The following is a 21,959-nucleotide window of genomic DNA, read 5'->3' on the forward strand; positions in this document are numbered from 1 at the left end:
CCATTCCACTGCACTAGGAGCCGCACCTGTGAGCAGCGCCGACAACACGACCGGCAGCGCCCCCCTCCGCGCGGACATCCGCCGCCTGGGAGACCTCCTCGGCGGGACGCTCGTACGGCAGGAGGGCCCGGAGCTCCTCGATCTGGTCGAGAGGGTGCGGGCGCTGACCCGCAGCGACGGCGAGGCCGCCGCCGCCCTGCTCGGCGAGACCGATCTTGAGACCGCGGCCAAGCTGGTACGGGCGTTCTCCACCTACTTCCATCTCGCGAACGTCACCGAGCAGGTGCACCGCGGCCGTGAGCTGCGGTCCCGCCGGGCGACCGACGGCGGGCTGCTGGCCCGTACGGTCGACCTGCTCAAGGACGCCGACCCCGAGCACCTGCGCCAGACGGTGCGCAACCTCAACGTGCGTCCGGTCTTCACCGCCCACCCGACCGAGGCGGCCCGCCGCAGCGTGCTGAACAAGCTGCGGGTGATCGCCGTCCTGCTGGACGAGTCCGGTACGGCGGGCGGGGACCGCCGCCGCGGCGACCTGAGGCTGGCCGAGAACATCGACCTGCTCTGGCAGACCGACGAGTTGCGGGTCGTACGCCCCGAGCCCGCCGACGAGGCGCGCAACGCCATCTACTACCTGGACGAACTGCACGCCGGCGCGGTGGGCGACGTGCTGGAGGACCTGGCGGTCGAGTTGGAGCGGGTCGGTGTGCCGCTGCCCGCGGAGACCCGTCCGCTGACCTTCGGCACGTGGATCGGCGGCGACCGGGACGGCAACCCCAATGTGACCCCGCAGGTCACCTGGGACGTGCTGATCCTCCAGCACGAGCACGGCATCACCGACGCCCTGGAGCTGGTCGACGACCTGCGCGCGGCGTTGTCCAACTCGATCCGCAACTCCGGCGCCTCGCCCGAGCTGCTGGCCGACCTGGAGCAGGACCTGCAGCGCCTGCCGGAGATCAGCCCCCGCTACAAGCGGCTGAACGCGGAGGAGCCCTACCGCCTCAAGGCCACCTGCATCCGGCAGAAGCTGCTCAACACCCGGGACCGGCTGGCCGGCGGCACGCCGCACGTGCCCGGCCGGGACTACCTGGGCACCGGCGGCCTTCTGGCCGATCTGCGTCTGCTGCAGGACTCGCTGCGCGCCAACCGCGGCGAGCTGATCGCCGACGGACGGCTGGACCGCACCATCCGCACGCTCGCCGCCTTCGGCCTGCAGCTCGCCACGATGGACGTCCGTGAGCACGCCGACGCGCACCACCACGCCCTCGGCCAGCTCTTCGACCGGCTGGGCGAGGAGTCCTGGCGGTACGCGGACATGCCGCGGGACTACCGGCGCAGGCTGCTCGCCAAGGAGCTGCGCTCGCGGCGCCCGCTGGCGCCGTCCCCGGCTCCGCTGGACGCGGCGGGGGCGAAGACGCTGGGCGTCTTCGGCACGGTGCGGGAGGCCTTCGAGCGGTTCGGTCCCGAGGTCGTCGAGTCGTACATCATCTCGATGTGCCTGGGCTCCGACGACGTCTTCGCGGCGGCGGTGCTGGCCCGTGAGGCCGGGCTGGTCGACCTCCACGCGGGGGTCGCCAAGATCGGCATCGTGCCCCTGCTGGAGACCACCGACGAGCTGAAGGTCGCCGACAAGCTGCTCGACGAGATGCTCTCCGACCCCTCCTACCGCAAGCTCGTCTCGCTCCGCGGCGACGTGCAGGAGGTCATGCTCGGCTACAGCGACTCGTCCAAGTTCGGCGGCATCACCACCTCGCAGTGGGAGATCCACCGGGCCCAGCGGCGGCTGCGCGACGTGGCGCACCGGCACGGGGTGCGGCTGCGGCTCTTCCACGGCCGCGGCGGCACCGTCGGCCGGGGCGGCGGCCCGACGCACGACGCGATCCTGGCGCAGCCCTGGGGCACGCTGGAGGGCGAGATCAAGGTGACCGAGCAGGGCGAGGTCATCTCCGACAAGTACCTGATCCCGTCCCTGGCGAGGGAGAACCTGGAACTGACGGTCGCGGCCACGCTGCAGGCCTCGGCGCTGCACACCGCGCCCCGCCAGTCCGAGGAGGCGCTGTCGCGCTGGGACGCGGCGATGGACGTGGTCTCCGACGCCGCGCACGGCGCGTACCGGCGGCTGGTGGAGGACCCGGACCTGCCGGCGTACTTCTTCGCCTCCACCCCGGTCGACCAGCTGGCCGAGCTGCACCTGGGCTCGCGCCCCTCGCGCCGCCCGGACAGCGGGGCGGGCCTGGACGGGCTGCGGGCCATCCCGTGGGTGTTCGGCTGGACGCAGTCGCGGCAGATCGTGCCGGGCTGGTTCGGCGTCGGCTCGGGCCTGAAGGCCGCCCGCGAGGCGGGCCGGGAGGCCGACATCGCCGAGGCGTACGAGCAGTGGCACTTCTTCCGGAACTTCCTGTCCAACGTCGAGATGACGCTGGCCAAGACGGACCTGCGGATCGCCGGGCACTACGTCGGCACCCTGGTGCCCGACGAGCTCAGGCACGTGTTCGACGCCATCAAGGCCGAGCACGAGCTGACGGTCGCCGAGGTGCTGCGGATCACCGGTGAGGCGGACCTGCTGGACGCGCAGCCGGTGCTCCAGCAGACCTTCCGGATCCGGGACGCCTATCTGGACCCGATCTCGTATCTGCAGGTGGCGTTGCTGCACCGGCAGCGCGAGGCCGCCGCCCGCGGCGAGGAGCCCGATCCGCTGCTCGCCCGCGCGCTGCTGCTGACGGTCAACGGCGTGGCGGCGGGCCTGCGCAACACCGGCTGACCCTGCCGCGCACACGACGAGGGCGGTGCCCCCGGTGGGGGGCACCGCCCTCGTCGTGTGCGCACGGAGCGGGGGGCGGGATCAGTTCTTGCGGTGGCCGATCAGCCGGGGCCTGGGCTCCAGGCCGGAGAGCCCGTTCCAGGAGAGGTTCACCAGATGGGCGGCGACCTCCGCCTTCTTGGGCTTCTGGGCGTCGAGCCACCACTGCCCGGTGAGCGCGACCATCCCGACCAGCGCCTGCGCGTAGAGCGGGGCGAGCTTGGCGTCGAAGCCGCGCTGCTTGAACTCCATGCCCAGGATGTCCTCCACCTGGGTGGCGATGTCGCTGATCAGCGAGGCGAAGGTGCCGGTCGACTGGGCGACCGGCGAGTCCCGTACGAGGATCCGGAAGCCGTCGGTGTACTGCTCGATGTAGTCCAGCAGTGCGAAGGCGGCCTGTTCCAGCAGTTCGCGCGGATGGCCACCGGTGAGGGCACCGGTGACCATGTCCAGCAGGCACCGCATCTCGCGGTCCACGACGACGGCGTAGAGGCCTTCCTTGCCGCCGAAGTGCTCGTACACCACGGGCTTGGACACACCCGCCTTGTGCGCGATCTCCTCGACGGAAGTGCCCTCGAAACCGCGTTCGGCGAAGAGCGTGCGCCCCACGTCGAGGAGTTGTTCGCGGCGCTCCTTGCCCGTCATGCGGACCCGCCGGGTACGCCGCGACGGCGCACCCTCGCTGCCCCTGCTGCTGCTTCTGCCGTCGCTCACCCGTCAATCATGCCGCTTCGCCGACGCTCTCCTTACGGCGGGCCGCGATCCGGTCAGCGGTCGGCCACCGTACGTCACTGGCCCAGCCGAGGAGTTCGAACCAGCGGATGATGCGGGCGCTGGAGTCGATCTGGCCGCGGAGCACTCCGTGCCGGGCGGAGGTGGGGTCGGCGTGGTGCAGGTTGTGCCAGGACTCGCCGCAGGACAGCACGGCCAGCCACCAGACGTTGCCGGACTTGTCGCGGGAGCGGAAGGGGCGCTTGCCGACCGCGTGGCAGATCGAGTTGATCGACCAGGTGACGTGGTGCAGCAGGGCGACGCGGACCAGGGAGCCCCAGAAGAAGGCGGTGGCGGCGCCGGTCCAGGACATCGTCGCCAGGCCGCCGACCAGCGGCGGGAGCAGCAGGGAGACGGTCGTCCACAGCCAGAAGTCGCGGCTGATCCGGCGGATCGCGGGGTCCTTGATCAGGTCGGGGGCGTACTTCTGCTGGGGCGTCTGCTCCTCGTCGAACAACCAGCCCATGTGGGCCCACCACAGGCCCTTCATCAGGGCGGGGACGCTCTCGCCGTACCGCCAGGGGCTGTGCGGGTCACCGTCGGCGTCGGAGAACTTGTGGTGCTTGCGGTGGTCGGCGACCCAGCGCACGACCGGCCCTTCGACGGCCATCGAGCCGGCGATGGCCAGGGCGATCTTCAGCGGGCGGTTGGCCTTGAACGAGCCGTGGGTGAAGTGGCGGTGGAAGCCGATGGTGATGCCGTGGCAGCCGAGGTAGTACATCCCCACCATCAGGCCGAGGTCGAGCCAGCTCAGGCCCCATCCCCACGCGAGCGGGATCGCCGCGACGAGGGCGAGGAAGGGGATGCCGATGAAGAGTCCGAGGGTGATCTGCTCGAGTGACTGCTTCTTGTCCGCGCCGAGTGTGGCGCGGGGAAGCGGGGCCCCGTCGCCGGCCCCGGGTTCCGGGGACTCGGTGATCACGTCGGTCTGTGTGGTCATGGTGGTCCCTCAATGAAGGTCGGGGGCTACGCCACCGTAACTTACGGCTTCGTAAGTATGGCAGCGCCAAGTGAAGGCCGAACAGAGCGCGCGTGTCGGCGGGAATACGGCTCTTGGCACATGTACCCATGTTTGAGGAGGGGAAGTGCCGATCTTTCTCGTCGCATTGGAGGCGGTCGGTGCGGCATAGTGGTGGGGGCCGAACGGGCACCCTGACGGGTTGTCCTGTTCGGGAGGGGTTTCCATCCGCTGTGGTGTAACGGCAGCACTGAGGGTTTTGGTCCCTTAAGTCCGGGTTCGAATCCTGGCAGCGGAGCACGGACCGAAGGGTCGCGGCAACCGTCGCGACCCTTCCCCGTTCACCGCCCGAAACGCCCCGGTATCCTTCGGGTGACCTTCACCCCACGCCGAGGAGCCCGTTCCGTGAGCGCCCACCGCCCGGCTGCCGTCATCGTTCTCGCCGCGGGTGAGGGCACCCGCATGAAGTCGGCAACCCCCAAAGTCCTGCACGCGATCAGTGGCCGGTCCCTGGTCGGACACGTCGTGGCCGCGGCCCGCGCCCTCGATCCCGAGCACCTGCTGGTCGTCGTCGGCCACGCCCGTGAGCAGGTGACAGCCCACTTGGCCGGGGCCGACGCCGCGGTCCGCACCGCCGTGCAGCACGAACAGAACGGCACCGGCCACGCGGTCCGGGCCGGCCTGGCGGAACTCCCCGAGCTGACCGGCACGGTGGTGATCACCGCGGGCGACACCCCGCTGCTCACCCCGGACACCCTGCGCGCCCTGGTCGAGGCCCACGCCGCCGACGGCAACGCCGTCACCGTGCTGACCGCCGAGGTGCCCGACCCGACCGGCTACGGCCGCATCGTGCGCGGCGCCGACGGCTCGGTGCTGGCGATCGTCGAGCAGAAGGACGCCACCGACGAGCAGCAGGCCCTGCGCGAGATCAACTCCGGCGTGTTCGCCTTCGACGCGCGGCTGCTCGCGGAGGCCCTGGCCAAGGTGACCACCGACAACGCCCAGGGCGAGGAGTACCTCACCGACACCCTCGGCATCCTGCGCGAGGCCGGCCACCGCGTCGGCGCCTCGGTCGCCGAGGACCACCGCGAGATCGCCGGCATCAACAACCGCGTGCAGCTCGCCGAGGCCCGCCGCATCCTCAACGACCGCCTGCTGCGCCGGGCGATGCTGGAGGGCGCGACGATCATGGACCCGGCGTCGACCTGGGTGGACGTCACGGTGGAGTTCGAGCCCGACACCCTGGTGCTGCCGAACACCCAGCTGTACGGCGCCACCCGGATCGCCTCGGGCGCCGAGGTCGGCCCCAACTGCACGCTGACCGACACCCTGGTCGGCCCCGGCGCCACGGTGAGCAACACCGTGGCCGTCGACGCGGAGATCGGCGAGGCCGCCACGGTCGGCCCGTACGCCTACCTGCGCCCGGGCACCCGGCTCGGCCCGAAGTCGAAGGCCGGCACCTACGTTGAGATGAAGAACGCCACCGTCGGCGAGGGCACCAAGGTCCCGCATCTGTCCTACGTCGGCGACGCGACGATCGGCGACCACACGAACATCGGCGCCGCCAGCGTCTTCGTCAACTACGACGGGCAGGCCAAGCACCACACGACGATCGGCTCGCACTGCCGCACCGGCTCCGACAACATGTTCGTGGCGCCCGTCACAGTCGGGGACGGCGCCTACACCGCGGCGGGCTCCGTGATCACCAAGGACGTACCGGCCGGTTCGCTCGCCGTCGCACGCGGCCAGCAGCGCAACATCGAAGGCTGGGTGGCCAGGAAGCGGCCCGGCAGCGCCGCCGCCCACGCCGCCGAACAGGCCCACCAGGCCGCGCCGGAGGCCTGACCGGCGAGGGAGCGGCGGGGCAGTGGCCTTCCCCACGTGCGCGGTCGCTCCGGCCAGCGCGTACCGTGTGAGGTGCACAGAATTCCGCCAGCTCCTCTGACCGAAGGCGAAGCTGCGTTGAACACCAAGGAGACGGTGCAGTGACCGGGATCAAGACGACCGGTGAGAAGAAGCTGATGCTCTTCTCCGGCCGCGCACACCCCGAGCTCGCGGAGGAGGTGGCACGTGAGCTGGGCGTCAACCTTGTGCCGACGAAGGCCTTCGACTTCGCGAACGGTGAGATCTACGTCCGTTTCGAGGAGTCGGCGCGCGGCTCGGACGCCTTCGTGATCCAGAGCCACACCGCCCCCATCAACAAGTGGATCATGGAGCAGTTGATCATGATCGACGCGCTGAAGCGGGCCTCCGCCAAGCGCATCACCGTGGTCGTGCCCTTCTACGGCTACGCCCGCCAGGACAAGAAGCATCGCGGCCGCGAGCCGATCTCGGCCCGTATGATCGCCGACCTGCTGAAGACCGCGGGCGCCGACCGGATCCTCACCGTCGACCTGCACACCGACCAGATCCAGGGCTTCTTCGACGGCCCGGTGGACCACCTGTTCGCGCTGCCGATCCTCGCGGACTACGTGGGCGCGAAGGTCGACCGCTCGAAGCTGACCGTCGTCTCCCCCGACGCCGGCCGGGTGCGCGTGGCCGACCGCTGGTGCGACCGCCTGGGCGCGCCGCTGGCCATCGTCCACAAGCGGCGCGACCCGGACGTCGCCAACCAGGTCACCGTGCACGAGGTGGTCGGTGACGTGCGCGGCCGCATCTGCGTCCTGGTGGACGACATGATCGACACCGGTGGCACCATCTGCGCCGCGGCGGACGCCCTGTTCGCCAACGGCGCCGAGGACGTCATCGTGACCGCCACCCACGGCGTCCTGTCCGGTCCGGCCGCGGACCGGCTGAAGAACTCCAAGGTCAGCGAGTTCGTCTTCACCGACACCCTGCCGACGCCGGGTGAGCTGGACCTCGACAAGATCACGGTGCTGTCGATCGCGCCGACGATCGCCAACGCGGTCCGCGAGGTCTTCGAGGACGGCTCCGTGACGAGCCTCTTCGAGGACGCGCACTGATCACGCGCACCGCGTACTGATCGATTTCCGGGGCGGCCTGCCCGCCGGGTAGACTCTTCGAGTTGCTCGGCGAGGGAGGCCGTCCGCGTTTCCGCGGCAGACTCCGTTATCGACGCGCTCCTCGTAAGTGGAACGGCCCGTCGTGGGCTGGGCGACCGAATGAATTCCCGTCGTCATCACGAGGAGTGTGATCACCGTGTCCGAGGTCAAGATCTCCGCACAGCTGCGCAGCGAGTTCGGCAAGGGCGCCGCCCGTCGCGTCCGCCGCGCCCACCTGGTCCCCGGCGTCATCTACGGCCACGGCCAGGACCCCAAGCACGTCACCCTGCCGGGTCACGAGCTGCTGCTCGCCCTGCGTACCCCCAACGTCCTGATCAGCCTGGACATCGAGGGTGACGGCACCGAGCTGGTCATCCCCAAGGCCGTGCAGCGCGACCCGCTGAAGGGCTTCCTGGAGCACGTCGACCTGCTCGCGGTCAAGCGCGGCGAGAAGGTCACCGTCGAGATCGTGGTCAGCACCGAGGGCGAGCTCGCCCCCGGGGGCAACCTGCTGGAGCACGTGCTCAACGCGCTGCCGGTCGAGGCCGAGGCGACCCACATCCCCGACGGTGTGACCGTCTCCGTCGAGGGCCTGGAGGCCGGCGCCTCCGTCCTCGCCAAGGACATCCCGCTCCCCAAGGGCACCACCCTGGCCGTCGACGGGGAGACCGTCGTCCTTCAGGTCGTCGCCGCCCAGGCCGAGGCTCCCGCCGAGGGCGAGGGCGAGGCCGCCGAGGGCGAGACCGCCGAGGCCGCTGCCGAGTAGTCACGGCAGCACCGCGGTTCCCGGCCGCCGCCCCGCTCCGCGAGGAGCGGGGCGGCGGTCCTGTTGAATGGACGTCATGAGCATGAGCGCAGCGGAAAGCGCCCCCGAGGGGCCCTGGCTGGTGGCCGGTCTGGGCAACCCCGGACCCGAGTACGCCGGCAACCGGCACAACATCGGCTTCATGGTCGCCGATCTGCTCGCCGAAAGGATCGGCGGGCGGTTCAAGACCCACAAGAGCCGGTCCCAGGTCGTCGAGGGACGCGTCGGCGGCCGCCGCGTCGTGCTGGCCAAGCCGATGACGTACATGAACCTCTCCGGCGGCCCGGTGACGGCGCTGCGCGACTTCTACAAGATCCCGCCCGGCAACCTCGTCGCGGTGCACGACGAGTTGGACATCGACTACGCCACCCTGCGCCTGAAGAAGGGCGGCGGCGACAACGGCCACAACGGCCTGAAGTCGATCACCAAGTCCCTCGGCCCCGACTACCTGCGGGTGCGCTGCGGCATCGGCCGCCCGCCGGGCCGGATGCAGGTCGCGGACTTTGTCCTCAAGGACTTCTCCTCGGCCGAGCGCAAGGAACTCGAGTGGTTCGTGGACCGCGCGGCCGACGCGGTGGAGACGCTCATCTGTGACGGGTTGGAGAGGGCGCAGGGCACCTACAACGGTTGACCATCGAAAGGTTGACCGAGTGCCACGCAATGGCCAAGGATCGCCCGCATGGTCAAACGGAGTCTCGCCCGCCGCACCGCCGAGAGCGCCTGGGGGCTGCTGCTGGTCGGCCGCATCGTCCTGCTGAGCGCGCTGGTCCTCTTGATGCTGGCGGCCGGGGTGTGGACCTCGTGGAAGACCGCCCAGCACGTCATGCTCACCAAGGGCCGCGAGCAGGGCACGATGACGGTCTCCGCCTGCGGCGCCGACACCTGCACCGGCCCCTTCGTGCCCAAGGGCCTCGGCTCCGTCCGCGGGAAGGTGACGATCGACAAGGCGGTCACCCACCGCGCCGGTGAGCGGATACCGGTGGCGGTCAAGCCCGGCACCGACGACGTGGTGCGCAGCGGACTCGCCGGCGTGCTGCACGCCTGGGTCCCGCTGGGCGGCGCCCTCCTGCTCGCCGCCCTGGTCCTGGCCGGGGGCCTGCGCTGGCCGCGCACCGCCTGGACCGCCGCCGCGGCCGGCGCCGCACTCCTGGGGGCGGCCTTCCTCACGCTGTGAAGGTGCGTGGCTCGATCGTTACCCCGGATCTTTGGGGCAGTCGTGATGTCGCGGGACCAATGGGGCCGGAGTTTTCTTGACGCCGGGTGAAGCACCGGTGGAATCTGGCCACCTCCCCCCGCATTCCGTCTTTCACACCCTCAGGTGGTATGCCCATGCGCGCCCTCATTCCGGCGTGCGCGGCGACGGTGGCCCTGGCAGCGTCCGTGCTGTTCGCCCCCGCCGCCCTCGCGCACAACGCCCCCGGCGACAACGGCAATGTGAAGATCCACGACGCGAAGACCGGCGAGGAGCTCCACAGGAACGAGCCGCACGTCTGCACCTTCTACCTCGACGGCTTCCGCTTCGACGGTGCCCAGAAGGCCGACTGGCACATCGAACGGTGGTCCCCGACCGACGGCGACAAGGGCGAGACGGTGAAGTCCGGCTCGCTGACGCTCGACGGTTCCGGCCACGAGCGCACGGAGGACCTCGCGCTCCCGGACGGCCACTACAAGCTCTTCTGGAACTTCGACGAGGAGCACGGCCGGGCCAAGCACAAGGTCTTCTGGGTCGACTGCGCGGACAGCGACGGCGGGAACGGCGGCACGGGGACGCAGCCGCCCGGCTCCGGGTCCCCGTCCGCCTCGCAGTCCCCCTCCGGCTCCGCGTCGCCGTCCGCCTCCGCCCCCGGGACCGGTGAGCAGCCGGGCGGCTCGGCCTCCGCCACCGCGGCCCCGTCCGCCACGGACTCCGCAGCCACGGGCTCCGGCGACTCCTCCGGCTCGGAGAGCGGCGGGCTCGCCGAGACCGGCGCGCAGGTCGGCGGCATCGCCCTCGGCGCGCTGCTGCTGGTGGGCGCGGGTGCCGTGCTGGTGACGCGCCGCCGCAAGGGCGCCGGACAGCACTGACCGGAGGCCGGCACCGACCGGCGGCGCCGGCCCCCCGCGAGTAGGGGGGCCGGCGCCGCCGGGGTGTCACGCGGCGTCCACGGATTCCAGGAACTCCAGGCGGTTGCCGAACGGGTCGTCGGTGAAGAAGCGGCGGTGGCCCGGCAGGTCACCGTCCCAGACGACCGCGGTGCCGCGGGACTCCAGCCGGTCCGCGTAGGCCTCGATGCCGCTGACGCGCAAGCCCGGATGGGCCTTCCGGGCGGGGCGGAAGTCCGCTTCGACGCCGATGTGCAGCTGGACCCCGCCGGTGGCGAACCAGCAGCCGCCCCGGGCGGCGAGAACCGGCGGCTTGGGCACCTCGCTCATCCCCAGGACCCCCGCGTAGAAGGCCCGCAGGATCTCCTCGGAGCCGGGCGGGGCGGCGAGCTGGACATGGTCCAGTGCGGTGATCACCGGGGTCACCCCGCCTTCCGTGCGACGGCGAAGATCCGCCGGAAGGGGAAGACGGTGCCGTGCGGCCCCGCCGGGTACGCCTTGCGCAGCAGGTCGCGGTACTGGCCGAGGAACTCCCTGGCGGCCTCCGGATCGTCCTCAAGGGCGGTCAGCACGGGGCGCAGCGCCGTCCCCTTGGTCCATTCGAGCACCGCGTCCTCGCCCTGCAGGAGCTGCACGTACGTGGTCTCCCAGACGTCGACGTCCACCTCGACCTCGGGGATCTCGATGAGCCGCTCCAGGTAGCCGGGGGGCTGGAGGATGTGGACGTAGCGCCGGCCGTGGCCGTCGCCGAGACGGTCGCGCCAGGCCGGGGAGTCGCAGAGGTCGCCGAGCAGGGCGTGGCTGGGCGAGGTGAAGTTGCCGGGGACCTGGAAGGCGAGGACACCGCCGGGGGCGAGGTGCTCGACCCAGAGCGGGAAGCGGTCGGCGTGGCCCTCGACCCACTGCAGGGCGGCGTTGGAGACGATCAGGTCGTAGGTGCCGTCGGGGACCCAGTGGGCGGCGTCGGCGGCGCGGAAGTCGAGGCTGCCGCCCCCGGGGGTGGGGCCCTCGTGCGCTCGGGCGGCCTCCAGCATCTCGGCGGAGCTGTCGAGGCCGGTGATGCGGGCGGCGGGCCAGCGCTCCGCGAGCAGGGCGGTCACGTTGCCGGGGCCGCAGCCGACGTCGGCGATCCGCGGGCTCGCGCCGGGCAGCTCCGGTATCCGGGCCAGCAGGTCGTGGAAGGGGCGGGTGCGGTGGGTGGAGTGGCGGAGATACTGCTGGGGATCCCAGGCTGCTGCGGGCATGTTTCGAACTCCCTGGCGAGAGATGGATCTCTTCCTGCCGCCGACCTTGCCCACAAGGTTCCAGAGCTAATCTCTTGATGTCAAGAGACTTCATGTCGACACAACCACTACACTGATCTCCATGGAGGACGAGGTCGATCGGCTGGTCGCTGCGTGGCGCAGGGAGCGCCCTGACCTCGACGTCGAACCGCTCGAGGTGCTCAGCCGGGTCAGCAGGCTGGCGAGGCACCTGGACCGGGCCCGCCGCCTGGCGTTCTCCGAGCACGGCCTGGAACCCTGGGAGTTCGACGTGCTCACCTCCCTCCGCCGCGCGGGTGCGCCCTACCAGCTCTCTCCCGGGCAGCTGCTGACCCAGACGCTGGTCACCTCCGGGACGATGACCAACCGGATCGACCGGCTCACCAAGAAGGGGCTCGTGGAGCGGCTTCCCGACCCCTCGGACCGGCGCGGCGTCCTCGTACGGCTCACACCGGAGGGACGGGACCGGGCGGACCAGGCCCTGGCGGGCCTGCTGGCCCAGGAGCGGGCCATCCTCGGAGAGCTGTCCGGCCGCCAGCGCGGGGAACTCGCGAACCTGCTCCGACAGTTGACCGCGCCCTTCGACAACATCCCCGGCTGAGGTCGATCACCCGGCGTAATCGTTGGGGAATGATCACAAACGGCCACGCTCCGCCACCGGTTGCACACACATAGTGGCGCACTTAGCGTGATGACCGTGATCGCCGCTTAAAGGCTCAAATGGCCACTTTTGCGGCTGCCGGCGCACCACATTCCGACAACGTCAAGTGGAAGGCGGTCGGGGCGCGTCCGGCTTCCATTTCCCTGGACCCCGCCGGGTCCCGCTCCACCTTGGAGATGCAGATGACTCTGCACACCCGCGCAAGCAAGATAGCCGCAACCGCGGTGACCGGCGCCTTGGCCGGCACCCTCGCCATCGGCACCATGGGCACCGCCTTCGCCACCGACGGCCGGCCTGCCGCCGGGGTGCCTGCCGCTCCTGGACCGGATGGCCAAAGTGAACTCGTTTCCCCTTCCGAGCGTCTCCGGGACCTGTCCCGTGAAGTAGCGGTGGTGTCCGCACGCTCCCCCCACGCGGCCCTGTTCCAGGGCCGCGTCGTCGCCCGTACGGGTCTGCGCGTCCGCGGCGGACCGGGCGTCCAGTTCCCCAGCGTCGGCGTCATCCCCTTCAACGCCCTGGTGGCCATCGTCTGCAAGTCCGTGGGCAGCCCCATCGCCGGCAACCCGCGCTGGTACCAGCTCAGCGGCAACTACTGGGCCTGGTCCTCGGCCCGCTTCGTCGCCAACGTCGGCCCGTCACCGGCCTGGTGCCCCCCGGGTGCCGGCGGGGTCGGCGGGGTCGGCGGGGTCGGCGGGGTCGGCGGTCCCGGCTTCGGCGGTGTCGGCGGCATCGGTGGCGTCGGCGGTGTCGGAGGTGTCGGCGGCATCGGTGGCGTCGGCGGGATCGCCGTCCCCGGCGTCATCGGCGGGATCGGCGGCGTCAACTGCCGCAACAACGGGCACGGTGGCCGCGAGCACAACCGCGGCGACCAGCGCTTCAACGGCGTGGAGGACCCGTTCCGCGAGGACAGCCGTACCGAGGAGCCCCTGGACAGCGTCGCCCTCGCCCAGCGCAGCGACGGCCCGGGCGGCGGCCGCGGTGGCGTCGGCGGGGTCGGCGGCATCGGTGGCGTCGGCGGGGTCGGCGGCATCGGTGGCGTCGGCGGTATCGGTGGCGTCGGCGGAGTCGGCGGAGTCGGTGGCGTCGGCGGTCCCGGCTTCGTCGGTGGCCCCGGTGGCGTCGGCGGTATCGGTGGCGTCGGCGGTCCCGGCTTCGTCGGTGGCCCCGGTGGCGTCGGCGGCATCGGTGGCGTCGGCGGAGTCGGCGGCATCGGTGGTCCGGGCTTCGTCGGCAGCCCCGGCTTCGTGGGCGTCCCGGGCTTCAACGGTGGCTTCAACTGCCGTGACAACGGCCGGGGCGGTAACGGCCGCGGCGATAACGGCCGCGGTGGCAACGGCCGCGGCGACAACGGCCACGGCGGTAACGGCGGTAACGGCCGGGGCGACAACGGCCGCGGCAACAACGAACGTGACCCGTTCGACGACGCCGGTGACAGCCGCCAGAACGACAACGGCCGCGACCCGTTCGACGGCCTCAATGACCGCGGTCAGGAGAACGGTCAGCACCGTGACCGTTCCAACGACCGTGACACCAGCCGCTCGGCGCCGACCACCGGCGTCGGCGGTGACCGCCCGGCGCCGGCAACCGGCGTCGGCGGTGAATGACCGCGGGTATCCGCGGTGACCCGGCGGGTCGCTCTCCCCGGCAACGGGGAGGGCGATCCGCCGCGCGCGATGCCGTCAGGCGTGCTGGACGGGGGCCGCGGAACCGACCCGGCCACCGTCGCCGTCGACCGGGGGCACCCCGGCCCGCCGGGCCAGCGCCACGGCGGCCAGCGTCGAGTGCACGCCCAGCTTTCCCAGCACGTTCTGCATGTGGGTGCGGACCGTGTGCGGCGACAGGTACAGCCGTTCGGCGACCGCCTTGCGGCCCAGACCGGCCACCATGCAGCGCAGCACCTCCTGCTCGCGCGGGGTGAGCGACTCCACCAGCCGCTCGCTCTCCGTGCGGTGCCGGCGGGCGGCCGTCAACTCCCGCAGCACACCGGTGAGCAGCGCGGGCGGCAGGTGCGTCTCGTCGCGCAGCACGCCGCGCATCACGGCCAGCAACCGGGACAGCGAGCAGTCCTTGGCGACCCAGCCGGAGGCGCCGGCCTGCAGGGCCCGGGCCGCGCGGCGCGCGTCGTCCCGCTCCGCCAGCACGACCGTCCGGGTGGCGGGGTGTTCGGAACGCACGCGTTCCACCAGGGCGATGCCGTCGAGTCCGGCCTGCGCGCCGCCGTCGGCCGGGCCCAGCGGGGCAGCCTTGGGCGCGCCCATCACCCGGACCCCCACGGCGGAGGTGGCCCCCAGATCGGCGTCGACCAGCAGTACGTCGTAGCGGCGGCCGTCGGAGGCCGCGCGTTCCAGGCAGCGCTGGGCGGCCGCCCCGCTCCCGGCGGCCGAGACGTCGACGTCCGGTTCGGCCGCGAGGGCGGCCGCGAGCGATTCGGCGAAAATGCGGTGGTCGTCGACGACGAGAACGCGGATTCGTCCCACGGGCCCCACTCCCGGCATTCGGCACTTCCCCCCACGGACGAGGTCGATGTGCACGGAGGGCCGGCACCTGGAGCGGACGCCGCACGCCGCCGGGCTAGCAGCCGTCCCCAACCAGGTGCCGAACCCTTGTGTCTCGCCCCCTGATGCCGCCGGCCCCCACCGGCGCTGCCAAAAAGCGTAGGGGCAGGAGCAGACAAAGGCGCCCGAATGGAAAAACTTGCGGGACGGAGTTCCCCAGGCGCGTGCGGGGCTGTGGCCCGTGGTGCGGTTTTCCACAGCGGTGGACGAAGAGCGGCGCTCGGGGCTTCGGCCCGGCGCCGCGCACGGTGGGTGGGTGCGGGTTCGTCTCGCGCCCTTCGGGCGCACAGCGGCCGGCTGCGGAGGGGAGGGTGGGGGGCCCGCCTTGTCGGCAGTGTGCGGGTGGGTGCATGGCCGGGGTTCAGGCGCCGGAGCGGGGTGCCTTTCCGGTGGCCTGGGGTCTCGTTGCCGTCAGCGGGTATAGACGGCCGGTTGCCACGCCTACTGCCGGTGGAGGGCGTGCCCGCCGTAACCCGCGACTGCGGGTGATTCGAGGTGCTGCCCCGGGCGGTCGGGGGGAGATCGGGCTCGCTTTCAGCAGTACAGCCGTCGGAAGAGGGCCCGATGTCGGATCGGGGAAGCACTCGCAGGCGCCGGTTACGGCGGGCGCGCCACCCACGGAGGGTGGACGTGGTCACCGGCCGCCTGCACCCGCGGACGGCAACGAGACCGGAACCAGACGAACGACCAGTCCCGCTCCCGCGCCTGAACGCCCGCCACGCATCCACCCGCACACCGCAAACAAGCCCCGGGCCCCCACCCTCCCCTCCGCAGCCAGCCGCTGTGCGCCCGAAGGGCGCGATACGGCGCGGCAGCCGAAGAACCGGCAGCAGCACCGCACCGCGCCCCGTCGGACCGGTAGCGCGCCTACACCAGCCGGCGGGCTCCCGCCGACGGCACCGCGGTGAAGACCCGCGGCTCGCGGTGACCGGCCGTGGCGAAGGCGCCGACGATCGCCTCGGCGGTCTTCTCCGCCGCGGACTCCTCCACCAGCACGATCGCCGAACCACCGAAGCCGCCGCCCGTCATGCGCGCGCCGAGGGCGCCCGCCTCCACACCGGCCGACACCACCAGGTCGAGTTCCGGGCACGAGACCTTGAAGTCGTCGCGCAGCGAGGCGTGGCCCTCGGTCAGCACCGGTCCGATGGCGCGGGCGTCGCCCGTCTCCAGCAGTTCCACGACGCGCTCGACCCGGCGGTCCTCGGTGACCACGTGCCGTACCAGCGGGCGCAGTTCGGGGTCCTCGACGCGGGCGAGGGCGTCGCCCAGCCCCTCGTACGGGATGTCCCGCAGCGCGTCCACGCCGAGCAGCGCCGCCGCCTGCTCGCAGCCCGCCCGCCGCTTGCCGTACTCACCCTCGCTGTGGGCGTGGGTGACCCGGGTGTCGACGACGAGCAGCCGCAGGCCCTGGGAGGCCAGGTCGAAGGGGATCTGGCGCTGCGACAGGTCGCGGGTGTCGAGCCACAGGGCGTGCCCCTCGGTGCAGCACGCCGAGGCGGTCTGGTCCATGATCCCGGTGGGGGCGCCCACGTAGACGTTCTCGGCGCGCTGGCAGAGCCGGGCGATCCGCCACCGCTCCAGGCCGAGGCCGTAGAGGTCGTTGAGGGCGACGGCGGTGACGACCTCCAGGGCGGCCGAGGAGGACAGCCCGGCGCCGGTGGGCACGGTGCTCTCGAAGTGGACGTCGGCGCCGGTGATCTCGTACCCGGCGTCGCGCAGTGCCCAGATGACGCCCGCGGGGTAGTCGGCCCAGCCGGCACCGCCGCCGGGTTCGAGTTCGTCGACGTGCAGTTCGACGACGCCGGCGGGGACGTCCGGGGAGCCGGTGTGCAGCCGCAGCCGCCCGTCGGCGCGGCGGGCGACCGCGGCGACGGTGGCGTGCGGCAGGGCGAACGGCATCACGAAGCCGTCGTTGTAGTCGGTGTGCTCGCCGATCAGGTTCACCCGGCCGGGGGCGGCCCAGACGCCCTCGGGGCCGGTGCCGTACGTGGCGCGGAAGCCGTCCTCGCTCACTTGCTGCCCTCCCGGTTCTGCAGGTCCTGCGCGAAGGTCCAGGCGTCGCGGACGATGTCGTCGAGGTCGGTGCGCGAGGGACGCCAGCCGAGGCGCTCCTTGGCCCGCTCGGCGGAGGCGACCAGCACGGCCGGGTCGCCGCCGCGGCGCGGGGCGACGACCTCGGGGACGGGGTGACCGGTGACCCGGCGGACGGTCTCGACGACCTCGCGCACGGAGAAGCCGTTGCCGTTGCCGAGGTTGCAGATCAGGTGCTCGCCGGGGGCCGGCGCGTCGACGGCGAGCAGGTGCGCCTCGGCCAGGTCGGCGACGTGGATGTAGTCGCGTACGCAGGTGCCGTCGGGGGTCGGGTAGTCGTCGCCGAAGACCGAGATGGCCTCCCGGCGGCCCTGGGCGACCTGCAGCACGAGCGGGATGAGGTGCGACTCGGGGTCGTGCCGCTCACCGAACGCCCCGTAGGCGCCCGCGACGTTGAAGTAGCGCAGGGAGACCGCGGCCAGGCCGTGGGCGACGGCCTCGCTGGTGATCATGTGGTCGACGGCGAGCTTGGACGCGCCGTACGGGTTGGTCGGCAGCGCCGGGTCGTCCTCGGTGATCGGGACGGACTTCGGCTCGCCGTAGGTGGCCGCGGTGGAGGAGAAGACCAGCCGCCGCACCCCGGTGTCGCGCATGGCGGTGAGCAGGTCCAGCGTGCCGGCGACGTTGTTGCGCCAGTACTTCTCGGGGTGGACGACGGACTCGCCGACCTGGGAGCTGGCGGCGAAGTGCAGCACGGCGTCGTAGGTGGTGTCGAGCACCTTCGCCGCGTCCTGGACACGTCCCTCGACGAAGTCGGCGCCCTCGGGGACGCCGTCCCGGAAGCCGGTGGACAGGTCGTCCAGGACGGTGACCCGGTGCCCCGCCTCCAGCAGATGGGCCGCCACGACGCTGCCGACGTAGCCGGCGCCTCCGGTGACCAGAACCTTCTTCGGGCGAGGGTCGCTCACAGGGTCACAGCCTTTCTCGGGTTCGACTCGGGGCCACGGTAGCGGCGCCGGATGAACGTCCGCCGGGAACGCGGCACGGCGACGGTCGGGGGAGCGGTCACGGGGACGGTCGCACGGGCGCCGCTCACGGCGAGGCGACCTCCCTCAGGCGGCTCGCGGCGGTCTCCGGCGGCACGTCGTTGATGAAGACGCTCATGCCGGACTCGGAGCCCGCCAGGTACTTGAGCTTGCCCTTGGTGCGGCGGATCGTGAACAGCTCCAGGTGGAGCGCGAACTCCTCGCGCTGCGCGCCGCTGAACGGCGCCTGGTGCCAGCCGGAGATGTACGGGGTCGGCGGCTCCGCCGCGGCCTCCGGCCGGTAGGGGCCCGCGGGACCGAAGAGCCGGTCGAAGCGGCGCAGCAGTTCCAGGTAGATCCCGGGGAACTCGGCGCGGGCCGCCTCGTCCAGACCGGTCAGGTCCGGCACCCTGCGGCGGGGGTAGAGGTGCACCTCGTACGGCCAGTGCGCGGAGTAGGGCACGAACGCCGTCCAGTGCTCGCCCTCCAGGACGATCCGGCTGCCGTCCTCGCGCTCGCGCGCGACGAGGTCGTCGAAGAGGTTGCGGCCGCCGGTGGCCTCGCGGTGCCGCTCCAGCGAACGCAGCATCAGCTCGGTGCGCGGGGTGGCGTGCGGGTAGCCGTAGATCTGGCCGTGCGGGTGGCCGAGGGTGACGCCGATCTCCTCGCCCCGGTTCTCGAAGCAGTAGACCTGCTCGACGCCGGGCAGCCGGGAGAGTTCGGCCGTGCGGTCGGTCCAGGCGTCGAGCACCAGCCGCGCCTGCTCGGGGGTGAGGTCGGCGAACGACCTGTCGTGCCGGTCGGTGAAGCAGACGACCTCGCAACGGCCATGTTTTCCGGTGAGCGAGGGAAAGCGGTTCTCGAAGACGGCCACGTCGTAGTGGTCTTCGGGGATCTCACTCGACCGCCCCTCCCGGGACGGGCAGAGCGGGCACTCGTCCGCGGGCGGGTGGTAGGTGCGGGTCTGTCGGTGGGAGGCGATGGCGACGAAGTCACCGAGCAGCGGGTCGTGGCGGATCTCCGAGGCGCTGGTCACCGGGTCCAGCGGGCGGCGGTCGACCGCGTCGCGGGGCTCGCCGTCGCGCAGGTCGTAGTAGATCAGCTCGCGCCCGTCGGCGAGCCGGGTCGATGTCTTCTTCACCCTGCGGGCTCCTCACCACGCCAACAAACAGAACCAAACACAATGAACCACAACGCAACAGCAACGTCAACGGAGACCCCGTTGCGGGGAGTGATCGAATCATGCAAAACCTGGCAGAAGGGCTACGGCTCCCCACGAACGCGCTCGACTACTCGATCCTCGCGATCTACTTCGTCGTCGTCCTCGGCATCGGCTTCGCCGCCCGCCGCGCCGTCCGGACCAGCCTCGACTTCTTCCTGTCGGGCCGGTCACTGCCCGCCTGGGTCACGGGTCTGGCGTTCATCGCCGCCAACCTGGGCGCGACCGAGATCCTGGGGATGGCCGCCAACGGCGCACAGTACGGCGCGTACACGGTGCACTGGTACTGGATCGGCGCCATTCCGGCCATGGTCTTCCTCGGCCTGGTGATGATGCCGTTCTACTACGGCTCCAAGGTCCGCTCCGTGCCGGAGTTCCTGCTGCACCGCTTCGGACCGGCCTCGCACCTGCTGAGCTCGATCATCTTCGCGGTGTCCGCACTGCTGATCGCGGGCGTCAACCTCTACGCCATGGCGATCGTGCTGGAGGCCCTGATCGGCTGGCCGCAGTGGGTGGCGATCATCGTCTCCGGCTTCTTCGTGCTCTTCTACATCACCCTCGGCGGGCTCTCCTCGGCCATCTACAACGAGGTGCTGCAGTTCTTCGTGATCCTCGCGGCGCTGATCCCGCTCACCGTCGTCGGCCTGAAGCGGGTCGGCGGCTGGTCCGGGCTGACGGACTCGCTCACCGACTCCCACGGCGCCGCGTTCCTCACCGCCTGGGACGGCACCGGCATCGGCTCGCCCAACCCGCTGGGGGCGAACTGGCTGACCATCGTGCTGGGCCTCGGCTTCGTCCTCAGTTTCGGATACTGGACGACCAACTTCGCCGAGGTGCAGCGCGCCCTGTCCGCCAAGAACCTGTCGGCCGCCCAGCGCACCCCGCTCATCGCCGCGTACCCCAAGATCTTCATCCCGCTGATCGTGGTCCTGCCGGGGCTGATCGCGCTCGTGATGGAGCCGGGCATCGGCAAGCCGGGCAGCGGGCTCCAGTACAACGACGCGATCCCGGTGCTCATGCGCGACCTGCTCCCCAACGGCGTCCTCGGTATCGCGATCACCGGCCTGCTCGCCGCCTTCATGGCCGGCATGGCGGCCAACGTGTCGTCCTTCAACACCGTCTTCACGTACGACATCTGGGGCGCCTACGTACGGCGCGGCCGGCCCGACCAGTACTACGTCACCACCGGCCGCGTGGTGACCGCGATCGGCGTGCTGATCGGCATGGGCACGGCCGTCATCGCCTCGTCCTTCAGCAACATCATGAACTACCTGCAGACGCTGTTCTCGTTCTTCAACGTGCCGCTGTTCTGCGTCTTCATCCTCGGCATGTTCTGGAAGCGCTCCACCGCCGCGGCCGGCTTCTGGGGACTGCTGAGCGGCACGGTCGCCGCGATGATCAACTACTTCTGGTTCTACAAGGGCGGCCTGATCTCGATCCCCAGCGACCAGGGCGCCAACTTCGTCTCCGCCATCGCCGCCTTCGTCGTCGGCGGCGTGGTGATGGTCCTCGTCTCGTGGTTCACCAAGCCCAAGCCCGTCGAGTCGCTGGCCGGACTCGTCTACGGGACCACCTCCCCCGGCATGGCCGAACCGCCCGCCAGGGGCGACGACGCCTGGTACCGCAGGCCCGCACTGCTCGGCTGGGGCGCCGTCCTCCTCGCCGTGCTGTGCTACATCCCCTTCTCCCTGTGAGGTGACGTCGTGAGCGAGTACGGCAACGAGCCGGATTTCCAGCACCGCATCGAGGATCTGGAGCACGAGTCGGCCTCGGCGGCACGCCTGTTCGACGTGCGCCGCGTCATCGGCGGCCTCTTCGTGGTCTACGGGGTGATCGTGACCATCGCCGGGATCACCGCCTCCGACGCGGACATCGCCAAGGCCCAGGGCATCAACATCAACCTCTGGACGGGGATCGGCATGCTGGTGCTGGGACTGCTCTTCCTCCTGTGGATGAAGCTCAGTCCCCCTCCTCCCCCGCCCGCCGCACAGGAGACCCCTGAGCAGGGATCGTCGCACCGCCCGGGAGGTGGTGGCTGACCCGGTCCAGCAGGCCCGTACGGGCCGCCAGCGCGGCGGCCTCCAGCCGGGAGCCCACCCCCAGCTTCATCAGCACCCGCTGCACATGCGTACGGGCGGTACTCGGGGCGATCCGCATGCCGGCCGCGATCAGCCGGGTGTCCTCGCCCTCCGCGACCCGCAGCAGCACCTCGACCTCGCGCGGGGTGAGCATCTGCAGCAGCCTGGTGCCCTCGTCGTCCGGCTCGGCCACCGGATTGAGCAACTCGGCGAACGCGCCCTGCAGCAGCGCGGGCGCCACCGCCACCTCGCCGGCGCGCGCCTTGGCCATCGCCCGCTCGACACCCTCGATCCGCTCGTCGTGCCGGACGTAGCCGGAGGCGCCGGCGGCGAACGCAGCGGCTATCCCCCGCGGGTTGGGAACCGGCCCGAGGACCAGCACCGCCACCCCCGGCCGCTCCCGCTTGATGCGGACGACCGCGTCGAAGGCGCCCGGCTCGCCCGGCGCCGCCGTGCCGATCAGGCACACCTCGGGCGACCGGCTCAGCACGAGATCCGCCGCGCCCGACGCGGGCGCGGCCGCCGCGAGCACCCGGTGCCCGCGCAGCTTCAGCGCCGAGGCGAGCGCCTCGGCCAGCAGACGATGGTCGTCGACGACGACGAGCCGTACGCCCATGGGCGTCCCCCTCATCCCCCCATGGACTGGTGCGGACCTGCCCACCGAGTCCAAGCCGGTCCCCTTTCACATGCCGTGGCGAAGCCCGTCCGGCATA

20 protein-coding genes and 1 tRNA gene are annotated in these 21,959 nt (G+C 71.6%); 12 read left to right on the forward strand and 9 right to left on the reverse strand.

Annotated elements, in window-relative coordinates; all coding sequences use genetic code 11:
• Nucleotides 1–28: 28 nt before the first annotated feature.
• On the forward strand, nt 29–2,758 hold the full coding sequence (ppc, locus tag CHF15_RS04555; RefSeq protein WP_089222307.1) for a phosphoenolpyruvate carboxylase: 2,730 nt from the start codon (nt 29–31) through the stop codon (nt 2,756–2,758).
• Nucleotides 2,759–2,839: 81 nt separating this feature from the next.
• Here ppc and CHF15_RS04560 read toward each other — a convergent pair whose 3' ends face one another.
• A complete protein-coding gene (locus CHF15_RS04560; RefSeq protein WP_018559808.1) occupies nt 2,840–3,442 on the reverse strand; it encodes a TetR/AcrR family transcriptional regulator in 603 nt (200 codons plus the stop codon).
• 76 nt (nt 3,443–3,518) lie between these two features.
• Nucleotides 3,519–4,508, reverse strand: coding sequence for an acyl-CoA desaturase (locus CHF15_RS04565; protein WP_089222308.1), 990 nt, complete (start codon nt 4,506–4,508; stop codon nt 3,519–3,521).
• A 245-nt stretch (nt 4,509–4,753) separates the two neighbouring features.
• On the opposite strand from CHF15_RS04565, the gene CHF15_RS04570 reads away from it, so the two are divergent.
• From CHF15_RS04570 to CHF15_RS04600, 7 genes are all read left to right on the forward strand, one after another.
• Nucleotides 4,754–4,824: transfer RNA gene (locus CHF15_RS04570), tRNA-Gln, on the forward strand.
• A 107-nt stretch (nt 4,825–4,931) separates the two neighbouring features.
• Complete coding sequence (glmU, locus tag CHF15_RS04575) at nt 4,932–6,371, forward strand: bifunctional UDP-N-acetylglucosamine diphosphorylase/glucosamine-1-phosphate N-acetyltransferase GlmU (protein WP_089222309.1); 1,440 nt, start codon at nt 4,932–4,934, stop codon at nt 6,369–6,371.
• Nucleotides 6,372–6,511: 140 nt separating this feature from the next.
• Nucleotides 6,512–7,489, forward strand: a complete 978-nt coding sequence (locus CHF15_RS04580; protein WP_089222310.1) for a ribose-phosphate diphosphokinase — start codon at nt 6,512–6,514, stop codon at nt 7,487–7,489.
• A gap of 196 nt (nt 7,490–7,685) precedes the next feature.
• On the forward strand, nt 7,686–8,294 hold the full coding sequence (locus tag CHF15_RS04585) for a 50S ribosomal protein L25/general stress protein Ctc (RefSeq protein WP_089222685.1): 609 nt from the start codon (nt 7,686–7,688) through the stop codon (nt 8,292–8,294).
• A gap of 67 nt (nt 8,295–8,361) precedes the next feature.
• Nucleotides 8,362–8,964 carry an aminoacyl-tRNA hydrolase gene (pth, locus tag CHF15_RS04590; protein WP_018559813.1) on the forward strand — a complete coding sequence of 201 codons (603 nt, stop codon included), beginning with the start codon at nt 8,362–8,364 and terminating at the stop codon, nt 8,962–8,964.
• 48 nt (nt 8,965–9,012) lie between these two features.
• Complete coding sequence (locus tag CHF15_RS04595; RefSeq protein ID WP_089222311.1) at nt 9,013–9,507, forward strand: hypothetical protein; 495 nt, start codon at nt 9,013–9,015, stop codon at nt 9,505–9,507.
• Between the two features lie 155 nt (nt 9,508–9,662).
• Entirely contained in the window at nt 9,663–10,397 is a 735-nt protein-coding gene (locus tag CHF15_RS04600; protein ID WP_089222312.1) for a hypothetical protein, read from the forward strand.
• A gap of 66 nt (nt 10,398–10,463) precedes the next feature.
• On the opposite strand, the gene CHF15_RS04605 is transcribed toward CHF15_RS04600, so the two are convergent.
• Together CHF15_RS04605 and CHF15_RS04610 are read right to left on the reverse strand one after the other, a co-directional pair.
• The gene (locus CHF15_RS04605) at nt 10,464–10,832 is read right to left on the reverse strand and encodes a VOC family protein (RefSeq protein WP_089222686.1); all 369 of its coding nucleotides are present in this window, start codon (nt 10,830–10,832) and stop codon (nt 10,464–10,466) included.
• 5 nt (nt 10,833–10,837) lie between these two features.
• Nucleotides 10,838–11,659 carry a trans-aconitate 2-methyltransferase gene (locus CHF15_RS04610; protein WP_089222313.1) on the reverse strand — a complete coding sequence of 274 codons (822 nt, stop codon included), beginning with the start codon at nt 11,657–11,659 and terminating at the stop codon, nt 10,838–10,840.
• A 121-nt stretch (nt 11,660–11,780) separates the two neighbouring features.
• Between CHF15_RS04610 and CHF15_RS04615 the strand changes: the two genes are divergently transcribed.
• Entirely contained in the window at nt 11,781–12,278 is a 498-nt protein-coding gene (locus tag CHF15_RS04615; protein ID WP_089222314.1) for a MarR family winged helix-turn-helix transcriptional regulator, read from the forward strand.
• 242 nt (nt 12,279–12,520) lie between these two features.
• Nucleotides 12,521–13,942 carry an SH3 domain-containing protein gene (locus CHF15_RS44315; RefSeq protein ID WP_143681519.1) on the forward strand — a complete coding sequence of 474 codons (1,422 nt, stop codon included), beginning with the start codon at nt 12,521–12,523 and terminating at the stop codon, nt 13,940–13,942.
• Nucleotides 13,943–14,017: 75 nt separating this feature from the next.
• Here the strand turns inward: CHF15_RS44315 and CHF15_RS04630 are convergent, their stop codons facing one another.
• From CHF15_RS04630 to galT, 4 genes are all read right to left on the reverse strand, one after another.
• On the reverse strand, nt 14,018–14,815 hold the full coding sequence (locus CHF15_RS04630) for a response regulator transcription factor (RefSeq protein ID WP_089222316.1): 798 nt from the start codon (nt 14,813–14,815) through the stop codon (nt 14,018–14,020).
• 945 nt (nt 14,816–15,760) lie between these two features.
• On the reverse strand, nt 15,761–16,906 hold the full coding sequence (galK, locus tag CHF15_RS04635; RefSeq protein ID WP_089222317.1) for a galactokinase: 1,146 nt from the start codon (nt 16,904–16,906) through the stop codon (nt 15,761–15,763).
• Nucleotides 16,903–17,892 (reverse strand): UDP-glucose 4-epimerase GalE, encoded by a 990-nt coding sequence (gene galE / locus CHF15_RS04640; protein WP_089222318.1) that lies wholly within the window; start codon nt 17,890–17,892, stop codon nt 16,903–16,905. Before galE ends, galK begins: the two co-directional genes overlap by 4 nt.
• A 124-nt stretch (nt 17,893–18,016) precedes the next feature.
• On the reverse strand, nt 18,017–19,090 hold the full coding sequence (galT, locus tag CHF15_RS04645; RefSeq protein ID WP_089222319.1) for a galactose-1-phosphate uridylyltransferase: 1,074 nt from the start codon (nt 19,088–19,090) through the stop codon (nt 18,017–18,019).
• A 101-nt stretch (nt 19,091–19,191) separates the two neighbouring features.
• Between galT and CHF15_RS04650 the strand changes: the two genes are divergently transcribed.
• Both CHF15_RS04650 and CHF15_RS04655 read left to right on the forward strand, forming a co-directional pair.
• Complete coding sequence (locus CHF15_RS04650) at nt 19,192–20,862, forward strand: sodium:solute symporter family protein (RefSeq protein ID WP_089222320.1); 1,671 nt, start codon at nt 19,192–19,194, stop codon at nt 20,860–20,862.
• Nucleotides 20,863–20,871: 9 nt separating this feature from the next.
• Nucleotides 20,872–21,207 carry a hypothetical protein gene (locus CHF15_RS04655; RefSeq protein WP_089222321.1) on the forward strand — a complete coding sequence of 112 codons (336 nt, stop codon included), beginning with the start codon at nt 20,872–20,874 and terminating at the stop codon, nt 21,205–21,207.
• Here the strand turns inward: CHF15_RS04655 and CHF15_RS04660 are convergent.
• Nucleotides 21,128–21,862 carry a helix-turn-helix transcriptional regulator gene (locus CHF15_RS04660; protein ID WP_089222322.1) on the reverse strand — a complete coding sequence of 245 codons (735 nt, stop codon included), beginning with the start codon at nt 21,860–21,862 and terminating at the stop codon, nt 21,128–21,130. The two genes, CHF15_RS04655 and CHF15_RS04660, sit on opposite strands and share 80 nt — an antisense overlap.
• Nucleotides 21,863–21,959: the final 97 nt, after the last annotated feature.

The sequence above is a fragment of the Actinacidiphila glaucinigra genome (assembly GCF_900188405.1).
Classification (GTDB): Bacteria; Actinomycetota; Actinomycetes; order Streptomycetales; family Streptomycetaceae; genus Actinacidiphila; species Actinacidiphila glaucinigra.